The 7,109-nt window shown below is 61.9% G+C and carries 7 protein-coding genes; 4 read left to right on the forward strand and 3 right to left on the reverse strand.

Going from position 1 to position 7,109, the window contains the following annotated elements; translation table 11 throughout:
- Positions 1-71: 71 nt before the first annotated feature.
- The 3 genes from tssC to tssA are packed head-to-tail and all read right to left on the reverse strand — an operon-like array spanning position 72 to position 3,151.
- A complete protein-coding gene (gene tssC, locus ACRESD_RS14170) occupies positions 72-1,568 on the reverse strand; it encodes a type VI secretion system contractile sheath large subunit (RefSeq protein WP_431751480.1) in 1,497 nt (498 codons plus the stop codon).
- Positions 1,569-1,570: 2 nt separating this feature from the next.
- Complete coding sequence (gene tssB, locus ACRESD_RS14175; protein ID WP_122539194.1) at positions 1,571-2,077, reverse strand: type VI secretion system contractile sheath small subunit; 507 nt, start codon at positions 2,075-2,077, stop codon at positions 1,571-1,573.
- A gap of 54 nt (positions 2,078-2,131) precedes the next feature.
- Positions 2,132-3,151, reverse strand: coding sequence for a type VI secretion system protein TssA (tssA, locus tag ACRESD_RS14180; RefSeq protein ID WP_431751481.1), 1,020 nt, complete (start codon positions 3,149-3,151; stop codon positions 2,132-2,134).
- Between the two features lie 393 nt (positions 3,152-3,544).
- On the opposite strand from tssA, the gene tagH reads away from it, so the two are divergent.
- From tagH to icmH, 4 genes are all read left to right on the forward strand, one after another.
- Positions 3,545-4,855, forward strand: coding sequence for a type VI secretion system-associated FHA domain protein TagH (gene tagH / locus ACRESD_RS14185; protein WP_431751482.1), 1,311 nt, complete (start codon positions 3,545-3,547; stop codon positions 4,853-4,855).
- 52 nt (positions 4,856-4,907) lie between these two features.
- Positions 4,908-5,417, forward strand: coding sequence for a type VI secretion system lipoprotein TssJ (gene tssJ, locus ACRESD_RS14190; protein ID WP_431751483.1), 510 nt, complete (start codon positions 4,908-4,910; stop codon positions 5,415-5,417).
- 18 nt (positions 5,418-5,435) lie between these two features.
- Positions 5,436-6,770, forward strand: a complete 1,335-nt coding sequence (tssK, locus tag ACRESD_RS14195; RefSeq protein ID WP_431751484.1) for a type VI secretion system baseplate subunit TssK — start codon at positions 5,436-5,438, stop codon at positions 6,768-6,770.
- A 6-nt stretch (positions 6,771-6,776) separates the two neighbouring features.
- Positions 6,777-7,109, forward strand: a 333-nt coding sequence (icmH, locus tag ACRESD_RS14200) for a type IVB secretion system protein IcmH/DotU (RefSeq protein ID WP_431751485.1), incomplete at its 3' end; no start/stop codon positions are given.

The raw sequence follows: 7,109 nt of genomic DNA on the forward strand, positions 1-7,109 counted from the left end.
CTGACTGGCAGACCGCGTCGCGTGCATCGCGGGCAAGCCCGGCTCCCACAGAAGAGCCGGCTCATTCGTGGTTATGCGCTTTTCGCCGAAGGCAGCTTCGATACCAGACGCAACGACACCGTCAGCCCTTCAAGCTGGTAATGCGGGCGCAGGTAGAACTTGGAGTTGTAGTACCCCGGGTTACCTTCCACTTCTTCCACGATCACTTCGGCGGCAGCCAACGGGTGCTGGGCCTTGGTGGTTTCGGTGGAGTGAGCTGGATCGCCGTCCACGTAGTTGAGGATCCAGTCCTGCAACCAGCGCTGCATCTCGTCCTTCTCTTTGAAGGAGCCGATCTTGTCGCGCACGATGCACTTCAAGTAGTGAGCGAAACGGCAAGTGGCGAACAGGTACGGCAGGCGCGCGGCCAGGTTGGCGTTGGCGGTGGCATCCGGGTCGTCGTATTCGGCCGGTTTCTGCAATGACTGGGCGCCGATGAACGCGGCGAAGTCGGTGTTTTTCTTGTGCAGCAGCGGCATGAAACCGTTCTTCGCCAGTTCCGCTTCACGGCGGTCGCTGATGGCGATTTCGGTCGGGCACTTCATGTCTACGCCACCGTCATCGGTCGGGAACGTGTGGGCCGGCAGGTTTTCCACTTCACCGCCGGACTCCACGCCACGGATGCGCGAGCACCAGCCGTAGTGCTTGAACGAACGGTTGATGTTCACCGCCATCGCGTACGCGGCGTTGGCCCAGGTGTACTTGGAGCTGTCGGCACCGTCGGTGTTTTCTTCGAAGGCGAAGGCTTCCACTGGGTCGGTCTTGGCGCCGTACGGCAGGCGCGCCAGGAAGCGCGGCATGGTCAGGCCGATGTAGCGCGAATCTTCCGACTCACGCAACGAACGCCAGCCGGCGTATTCCGGGGTGGTGAAGATCTTGGTTAGGTCACGTGGGTTCGACAGTTCCTGCCACGAGCCCATGCCCATCACGGTCGGCGAAGCGGCTGCGATGAACGGGGAGTGCATGGCGGCGCAGACTTTGGACAGCTCGCCCAGCAGTTCCACGTCGGGAGGCGACTGGTCGAAGTAGTAGTCGCCCACCAGGCAGCCATACGGTTCGCCGCCGAACTGGCCGTATTCTTCTTCGTACATCTTCTTGAAGATCGGGCTCTGGTCCCACGCGGTGCCCTTGAATTTCTTCAGGGTCTTGTGCAGGTCCGGCTTGGAGATGTTGAGCACGCGAATCTTGAGCTGCTCATCGCTCTCGGTGTTGTTGACCAGGTAGTGCAGGCCACGCCAGGCGCTTTCCAACTGCTGGAAATCCTGGTGGTGGATGATCTGGTTGACCTGGGCGGTGAGCTTGGCGTCGATGGCGGCGATGATCGACTCAATCGACTTGATCGCGTCGTTGGACACCAGGTCGGTCTGCGCCAAAGCCTGTTCGGCCAAGGTGCGCACCGCGGTTTCCACGGCTTCGCGGGCACGCTCGGTCTTGGGTTTGAATTCTTGCAGCAGCAGGTTCGCGAACTCGCTGGTTTCCTCGGTCGCACCCAGGTTCTGGGCGCCTTCGCGGGCGGTATTGTCAGTCATGATTACTGCTCCCCTGCAGGCTTGGGCGCGCTGGCAAGTGCTTGAAGCAGTGCCGGGTCCTTGATGGCCTTCATGATGATTTCTTCAGCGCCGGTCTTGCCGTCCATGTAGGTCAGCAGGTTGGCCAACTGAGTGCGGGCTTCGAGCAGCTTGTTCAAGGAGTCGACCTTGCGCGCCACGGCGGCCGGGCTGAAGTCGTCCATGCTTTCGAAGGTGATATCCAGGCTCAGATTGCCTTCGCCGGTCAGTTCGTTGGGTACGTGGAAGGCCACGCGCGGCTGCATGGCCTTGAGGCGTGAGTCGAAGTTGTCGACGTCCACTTCAAGGAACTTGCGGTCGGCCACGGGGGCGAGCGGCTCGGCAGGCTTGCCGGCGAGGTCGGCCATCACGCCCATCACGAAGGGCAGCTGGACCTTTTTCTCGGCGCCGTAAAGCTCGACGTCGTACTCGATCTGCACTCGAGGCGCACGGTTGCGCGCGATGAATTTCTGAGAACTTTGCTTCGCCACGTTGCTGCTCCTGGTCGCTTGAGCGACGGTGTTGTTACTGCATAGCCCGGTGGCTTACTCGCTGTCCGGGCCGCGCAGGTTTTCAAATTGGGACATGCCGTCGGGAATCAGATTGCGCACGATGGCCGCGAAGTCGGCGTGCACCAGATTCTTCGCTCGGTTCAACAGCACCGGCAGCGGGCTCGAAGGCTCGTGCCGGGTGTAGTACGCAAGGATTTTGTCGAGGCTGCGCAGCACATCATCGCGAGTGGCGATGTCGCCGGTCGGACGAGGGGCTGCGGGCGCAGCGGCGAAGTCGACCGAGGGGGCATTGTCGTCACTGACGGCCTCGGGTTCGCTACTGCTGTCGGTGCCTGGCACCGCTTGATTGAGTATTTGCAGGGCCTGCTTGAGCGGTTGCTTCAAGAGGCTTAAGTCCACGCCTTGGGCGGACCCGACCTGGTCATTGACCTGTTGTTCGATGGCCTCGCACGCGGTACGCGCTGCGCTCAAGGCGTCGCGGGTGGCTTGCAGCTGCTCGGGGTCGCTGTCGAGGAATGCGGCGTTTAGCTGCTGGGCGCCGAGCTGTTCTTCGGCAAACACTTGCAGGCCGCTGGCGTTGAGCGCTGCGCGTAGGCTCACAGGCCCGAAGGTGCGTGAACGTGTGAGGATGCTTTCGCGCAGCAGGCGGATGTTAGTGTCGCAGGTCAGGCCGGTGAGGGCGTTGATGCGTACGGTAGGGTCGTTATCGTCGTCGGCATCCAGGCGCGGATGCAGGTCGGACCAGTAGTCGCGCAGCAATGCGTTGATCAGCGAAAGGACTTCAGCCAGTCCGGCCAGGCCCTGGAGGGCGAGGGTGCTTTGCAGCAGGAAATGGGTGATGCGCAGGTCTTTGCTGCGCTGTAGCAAGTCGAGGCTTTGCTGCTGGATGCTGCGCCATTCCGGCGGTTCAGCGGGCAGGATCGAGTCGCCCATGCTGCGCTCGGGTTGGCCCTTGGCATCACGCTCCAGTTGGAGAAATTGCGCGTCATACTCCATGTCTTCGCCACACGGCGAATTCGGGGAAACGGCGGCGAGCAGCAACGGCACATCCACTGAATTTGATCTCCTTATCAGCCCGTTAGATGGCGGGCAATGCATGCATTAGTTACGCGAGGAACTTTGCATGGATTCTTGACCCTATAACCAGAGTGCCACTACGGTGCCACTACTGATGTTCAAGAAGTTGTGCATTTTTGGTGTAGTACTTATGCCTTGTCAAGGTAAGCTATTCACGCTCTGTGACAGATGTGCGGTGTTTAACAACCTGCGCGACTGGCGGGTCGAACGGCGCCCCCAGGCAGGATTTTTGTCATGAAGGCCGGCTAAGATCAGCGATCATGCGGGTTTTAGCTGATGTTATGGTCATTTGCGTGACCTGGCGGAGATCTCTGGGGAAGCGTTGTCCCGGGAAGTTGACCGCGCGCGATGTATCAGCAAGGAGGCAAGATGTCGCTGTGTTTGACTATCACTAGTTATCACAAGATTACCCCTGGGCAATGCTCGGAAAAGTCCATGGACCAGGGCGTGATGGCTATTGGCCGCAATTCGGATAATGACTGGGTATTGCCTGATCCGGAGCGTCTCGTCTCTTCGCAGCATTGCGTTATTCAATACAAAGATGGCCGTTATTATTTAACCGATAACAGTACAAACGGGGTGGAGTTGGTTAACGCCGGTATCCGTTTACGCCGAGGTAATAGCGAGCCGTTGCAGGATGGCGAACTGATCCGCATCGGTGACTACGAGATCCAGGCGCGTATCGATTTCAACCTGCAAGCCGTTGATAGCCAGCCGTTTGCCGGTGATTCACCGAATAGCTTTGAGGCGTTGATGGGCGCCGTGGCAAGCACTCCAGCCCCCACGCCCGTGATCGCGCCGCAATTCCAGGGCGCCTCGGCGATGGACACCCTGCCGGACCTGTTCGATTTTCTCAGCCCCACCGCCGTACCGCCGCCGACCGTGGCGGATCATGTGCCGTCCGAGCAGCACGACTTCCGCCCGCCGACGCCGGTCGCCGTCGAAAAACCGGTGGCATCCGGCTCGGTGATTCCCGAAGACTGGGACCTGTTTGCCGACACGCCGGCGCCGGTCGCCCCGCCGCCAGCAGCGCCGGTGATTGCGCCGCCCCCTGTGGTCGAGCCGGTGCTCCCCGTGGCGGATACCCAACAACAGCCCGATTTACTGCAAGCGTTCCTGCGCGGTGCCGGGCTGGATCAACTGCGCCTGGACAAGGCCGACGCCTGCGCCCAGATGGAGAACATCGGCCGCAGCTACCGCTTGATGGTCGAGGGCCTGATCGACGTATTGCGTGCCCGGGCCAGCCTCAAGGGCGAGTTCCGGATGCAGCAGACCATGATCCGTCCCGCCGAAAACAATCCGTTGAAGTTTGCGCCGAACGCCGACGAGGCCTTGTTGCTGCTGCTTCGCCACGGCAACCAGGCGTTTATGGCACCGGATGCCGCCGTGCGCGACAGTTTCGACGACCTGCGCGCCCACCAGTTGGCCGTCATGGCAGGCGTGGAGGCCGCGATCAAGCACCTGCTCGGGCGCTTCGAACCGACGCAACTGGAAGAGCGCATGGGCAAACCCGGTGGGTTATCGAGCTTGTTCAACGGCTCGCGCCAGGCCCAGTACTGGCAGCAGTTCACCGAGCTCTACAGCAATATTTCCCGTGAGGCCCAGGAAGATTTCCAGGACCTGTTCGGCCGCGAATTCAGCCGAGCCTACGAAGAACACAGCGCCCGACAGCGACGCTGAACCGCAACACATGGATTTAACGGATAGCTAAATACGTCATTGAGGACGCAGGATGATTCCCAGGTTTTTACTCGCAGCCGCCACCGTGTTGCTGCTGACGGCGTGTGCCAAGGACGCGGTCAAACCCGAAGCGACCGCTGAGACCGAGGCAGACACCGCCGCTGTCGAGCTGCATTTTCACGCCATTGCCGGGCTCAATCCGGGTGCCAATGGCCAGGCCGCACCGGTACGAGTGCGGATCTTCGAGCTGAAAAACGCCGCCACTTTCGGACGCTCCGACTACTTCGCCCTGGCGGATCGTGCGCAATCTACCCTCGGCCTGGACCTGCTGGACCAGGACGAAGTCATGGTGCAACCCGGGCAGCAATTGAGTATCCAGCGCGACCTTGACCCTGCCACGCGCCAGATCGGTTTGCTGGTGGGCTACCGCGAGCTGGACCGTGCGCAATGGCGCGCCGTGATCAACGTGCCGCCGCGCCAATACACCGAATACCAGATCAGCCTCGATGTGCACGCGGTACGCGCCGACGTCGTGGTTCCCCCATCCAGCCCTGCCCAATAAGAAACCCTCGGAGCCCCCATGTCCTGGAACAATCGCGTGGTCTGGTCGGAAGGCATGTTCATCGGAACGCAGCACTTCCAGCAGCATGACCGTTACCTGGAAAACCTGATCGACGCCCGCAGCCGCCCGTTGTCCGCAGGCAGCTGGGGCTTTTCCGAGTTGCTGATCGACCAGGGGCTACTGGCCCAGGGCAAGCTGGCAATCGTTTCGGCTCGGGGTCTGTTGCCTGACGGCACGCCGTTCAATATCCCCCAGGACGACCTGGCGCCGAGCCCGCTGAACATCGATGACCACCTGCGTGACGGCCTCGTGTACCTGGCCTTGCCGCTCAAGCGCGCCGGTGCCCGCGATACCGTGGATGAAGGCGAAGCCCTGGAAGCCGCACGTTACGTGAGCCAGGTGCGCGAAGTGCGGGACGACAACGCCCCGTTCGAAAACCGTGCGCCTGTGGCGGTCGGTTCGCGCGCGCTGCGCCTGCTGACCGCCCAGGATGGCATCAGCGATTACGCCGCTATCGGCATTGTGCGCATCAAGGAGAAACGCGCCGACCGCGCGCTGGTGCTGGATGACACGTACATCCCGCCAGTGCTCGACGTGGCTGCAAGCAAACCGCTGACGGCCTTTCGCAGTGAGCTGCTGGGCCTGCTGCATCAACGCGGTGAGGCCCTGGCTGGTCGTGTGGTCGCCTCGGGTGCCGGTGGTGCGTCGGAGATCGCCGATTTCATGTTGTTGCAACTGGTCAACCGCGCCCAGCCGCTGCTTCAACATTTCAACCAACTGAGCCCGCTGCACCCGGAACGGTTTTTCAGTGAGCTGGTAAGCCTGGCAGGTGAGTTTTCCACGTTCTCCACATCCGGTCGTCGTCCCCAGGAATACCCGCAATACCAGCACGATGACCTGGCCCTGAGCTTCGCCCCGGTTATGGCGGCGCTGCGTGAGGCGCTGTCGATGCTGATCGACAGCAAGGCCACGCCGATTCCAATCGTGGAAAAAGCCTACGGCATCCACGTGGCCATGCTCGCCGACAAAACCCTGCTCGACAGCGCCAGCTTCATCCTCGTGGTACGTGCCGACGTACCCGGCGAAACCCTGCGTGCGCGCTTCGGCCAGCAGAGCAAGGTCGGCTCGGTGGAGCACATCCGCGACATGGTCAACCTGCAATTGCCGGGTATCGGCCTGCTGCCGTTGCCGGTGGCGCCTCGGCAGATTCCGTATCACGCAGGCTCCACCTATTACGAGTTGGACCGGGGCAGCGAGCACTGGCAGCAATTGAACAACTCTGGTGGGTTTGCCTTCCACATCGCCGGGCAGTTCCCGGGCTTGAACCTGGCCTTCTGGGCGATCCGAGGATAATCCGCGATGCACCCCAATGACGATGACCGCACCCAGTTCATGCCGCGCCCGGGTGGCCGAGCGCCAGAACCTGCGCCCGCCGCCCCTGCGCCTTTGTCGATGCCAGCCGCGCCGATGCTCACCGGCAAGAGCCAGGGCCTCAACCCGCTGGAAAGCGCCGCCGGACCGCTGTTGGCTTTGCTGACCCGCCTGCGCAACACCATCGCCCACCCGGCGCCGGCCAGCTTGCGCGCGCAATTGCTGGCGTACTTGCGCCAGTTCGAAGAGCGCGCCGAAGCCGCCGGCATCCCGCGCAACGAAGTGCTGCTGGCCCGCTACGCACTGTGCACTGCCTTGGAT

The sequence above is a fragment of the Pseudomonas sp. genome (genome assembly GCF_050739995.1).
GTDB lineage: Bacteria > Pseudomonadota > Gammaproteobacteria > Pseudomonadales > Pseudomonadaceae > Aquipseudomonas.

Coding starts and splice junctions, on each gene's coding strand:
- tssK (WP_431751484.1), top strand. CDS start 5,436: ATGTCCTGGAACAATCGCGTGGTCTGGTCGGAAGGCATGTTCATCGGA.
- tagH (WP_431751482.1), top strand. CDS start 3,545: ATGTCGCTGTGTTTGACTATCACTAGTTATCACAAGATTACCCCTGGG.
- tssJ (WP_431751483.1), top strand. CDS start 4,908: ATGATTCCCAGGTTTTTACTCGCAGCCGCCACCGTGTTGCTGCTGACG.
- tssC (WP_431751480.1), bottom strand. CDS start 1,568: ATGACTGACAATACCGCCCGCGAAGGCGCCCAGAACCTGGGTGCGACC.